Source organism: Streptomyces anatolicus (genome assembly GCF_019400875.1).
GTDB classification, from domain to species: Bacteria; Actinomycetota; Actinomycetes; order Streptomycetales; family Streptomycetaceae; genus Streptomyces; species Streptomyces anatolicus.
Genome location: NZ_WMBF01000647.1, coordinates 1 through 3056 on the forward strand (window position 1 = coordinate 1; position 3056 = coordinate 3056).

Genomic DNA, 3056 nt, shown 5'->3' on the forward strand with positions numbered 1-3056 from the left:
GCCCTCGTCACCGCCGTGCACGGGCGCGCTCCGCACCCGCTCGATCAGTTGTTCAGGCCGGCTGATGCCCTCGGACACCCCGACGGACAGCACCCGCTTGCCCACGAAACGGCTGCGGTCCACATCCTTGTCCGCCGCGATGATGATGCCGTCGGCGTCTCTGACATCGTTGTCAGAGAGGACGTTCTCGGCGCCGATGGAACCTTGCGTCTCCACCTTCATGTCGACCCCGAGACGCTCCGCCGCCTGCGAGAGCTTCTCCGCCGCCATATACGTATGGGCGATGCCGGTCGGGCACGCGGTCACCGCGAGCAGCTTCGGCCTCTTCTGCCCACCGCTGTCGCCGCCTATGGGCGGGTCGGCCGGACTGGTCACTTGGATCTCCTCACGCCTTCGCCAAAACCGAGATCGCGCACATGCTCCCGATCCCTAGGCATCCTGCAACACGTCAGCGCAGGATCAAAAGCGCAAAGGTCCCATAACGTCCGGGTCTGACGGCCTATCCGCCGGAGTTCCGTGATCGGAGGCGGGCTGGGGCTCGCTGGGCCGACCGGTGTAGCTTGGATGACTGAGCCAGACGTCGCTGCTGATGGCGGTCGGGCGGTCCGCGCACGGACCGGCCGAGGGAGAGAGGGCCTCCGACGGACTGCGCTGCGCGCGTCGGTGCACCCTTGTACCCGACGCCGCAGGTCAGCCATGCCCACCCTCGACCAACCCCACGAGGAGCAGCTCACTCATGACGACTGCCACCACCACCGGCCGGCCCATCGGCCAGGACTTCAAGGTCGCCGACCTCTCCCTCGCCGCCTTCGGCCGCAAGGAGATCACCCTCGCCGAGCACGAGATGCCCGGCCTGATGGCTATCCGCAAGGAGTACGCCGCCAGCCAGCCGCTCGCCGGCGCCCGCGTCACCGGCTCCCTGCACATGACCGTGCAGACCGCCGTGCTCATCGAGACCCTGGTCGCCCTCGGCGCCGAGGTCCGCTGGGCCTCCTGCAACATCTTCTCCACCCAGGACCACGCCGCCGCGGCCATCGCCGTCGGCCCGAACGGCACCCCCGAGGACCCCCAGGGCGTCCCGGTCTTCGCCTGGAAGGGCGAGACCCTCGAGGAGTACTGGTGGTGCACGGAGCAGGCGCTGACCTGGCCGAACACCCCCACCGGCGGCCCGAACATGATCCTGGACGACGGCGGCGACGCCACGCTCCTGGTCCACAAGGGCGTCGAGTACGAGAAGGACGGCAAGGTCCCCTCGCCCGACACCGCCGAGAACGACGAGCACCGCGTCATCCTGGAGCTCCTCAACCGCACCATCACCGACGGCTCGCAGAAGTGGACCCAGCTCGCCTCGGAGATCCGCGGCGTGACCGAGGAGACCACGACCGGCGTCCACCGTCTCTACGAGATGCACCGCGACGGCACCCTGCTGTTCCCGGCGATCAACGTGAACGACGCCGTGACCAAGTCGAAGTTCGACAACAAGTACGGCTGCCGCCACTCCCTGATCGACGGCATCAACCGCGCCACTGACGTCCTCATCGGCGGCAAGACCGCCGTCGTCTGCGGCTACGGCGACGTGGGCAAGGGCTGCGCGGAGTCCCTGCGCGGCCAGGGCGCCCGTGTCATCGTCACCGAGATCGACCCGATCTGCGCCCTCCAGGCCGCCATGGACGGTTACCAGGTCACGACGCTCGACGAGGTCATCGACAAGGCCGACATCTTCGTCACGACCACGGGCAACAAGGACATCATCATGGCCTCGGACATGGCCAAGATGAAGCACCAGGCGATCGTGGGCAACATCGGTCACTTCGACAACGAGATCGACATGGCCGGCCTCGCCGCCATCCCCGGCATCGTCAAGGACGAGGTCAAGCCGCAGGTCCACACGTGGACGTTCCCCGACGGCAAGGTCCTGATCGTGCTCTCCGAGGGCCGCCTGCTCAACCTGGGCAACGCCACCGGCCACCCGTCCTTCGTGATGTCCAACTCGTTCGCGGACCAGACCCTGGCCCAGATCGAGCTGTTCACCAAGCAGGAGGAGTACCCGACCGACGTCTACGTGCTCCCCAAGCACCTGGACGAGAAGGTCGCCCGCCTGCACCTCGACGCGCTCGGCGTGAAGCTCACGACGCTCCGCCCCGAGCAGGCCTCGTACATCGGTGTCGAGGTCGAGGGCCCGTACAAGTCCGACCACTACCGCTACTGACCGCCGACCGGCCACCGGTCAGCCCCACCTCAGCAGGCCCTCGCCCCCGCGGCGGGGGCCTGCCCCTTTGGGAACGGCGCCGACCGGCCCGGACCGACCCCACCGCTCACCGCAGGTACCGACCTCACCGCAGATACTGACCCGAGGACCCAAGCCCATGCCCCGCGGCCGCTATTCGCTCCATGATCCGCACGATCGCACCCCCCTCGGCGAAGAACACTTCCACTGCGCACCCGGCCCCTCCGGCTGGCGCTACGTCTCCCAACGAACCTCCCCCTCAGGCACCCCCGCGGGCTCCGTCGACCTCGCACTCGACGACCGCGGCCGCCCCATCCGTCTCGAACTGCACGCGGGGGACTGGCAGGTCCGCGCCGCCGCCCTCAACGGCGTGACCTGGGTCCGCACCGACCCCACCGGCGCCTATGCCATCGAAGACAACGCGCCCGCCCACGCTTTCACCGGCACATCCCCCGCCTTCCTCATCGCGACAGCCCGGCTGCTCCGCCTGACCCCCGACACCCCCGCGACCCGAATCCGCCTGGTCGCCTTCACGGACCCGGTCCTCGCCCCCCGCACTCTCGACCAGTCCTGGGCCCTGCTGAAGAGAGAAGCACACGCCACTGACAACGGCCCCCTGATCGTGGAGGAATACCAGGTCACAGCCCTGGACACCGGCGAGCTGCACGCGGTCCACCTCACCGGCGACGTCGTGCTCGCGGCCCCCGGCATCGAGCTGGAGCACCTGGAAACCCCACCGTCGACCTTCACCTGACACCCCGGCCCCGCCCAGGCCGGTCAGGCAGGCGGTACGAACCCTGTCCCGGAAGGAGCGGACTCCCCACCCCCG

Annotated in this window: 3 protein-coding genes; 2 read left to right on the plus strand and 1 reads right to left on the minus strand. The window is 68.9% G+C overall.

Features of this window, described 5'->3' with window-relative positions; all coding sequences use genetic code 11:
- Window positions 1-375: PTS fructose transporter subunit IIB (locus GKQ77_RS30840; RefSeq protein ID WP_219692411.1), on the minus strand; the 375-nt coding region annotated here is incomplete at its 3' end.
- Between the two features lie 361 nt (window positions 376-736).
- Here GKQ77_RS30840 and ahcY point away from each other — a divergent pair.
- Both ahcY and GKQ77_RS30850 read left to right on the plus strand, forming a co-directional pair.
- Window positions 737-2209, plus strand: a complete 1473-nt coding sequence (gene ahcY / locus GKQ77_RS30845) for an adenosylhomocysteinase (RefSeq protein ID WP_219692412.1) — start codon at window positions 737-739, stop codon at window positions 2207-2209.
- Between the two features lie 157 nt (window positions 2210-2366).
- Window positions 2367-2981 (plus strand): hypothetical protein, encoded by a 615-nt coding sequence (locus tag GKQ77_RS30850; protein WP_219692413.1) that lies wholly within the window; start codon window positions 2367-2369, stop codon window positions 2979-2981.
- The last annotated feature ends 75 nt before the right edge of the window (window positions 2982-3056 follow it).

Excerpts from the sequence above, each read along its gene's own strand:
- ahcY (WP_219692412.1), top strand. The coding sequence starts at position 737 with ATGACGACTGCCACCACCACCGGCCGGCCCATCGGCCAGGACTTCAAG.
- GKQ77_RS30850 (WP_219692413.1), top strand. The coding sequence starts at position 2,367 with ATGCCCCGCGGCCGCTATTCGCTCCATGATCCGCACGATCGCACCCCC.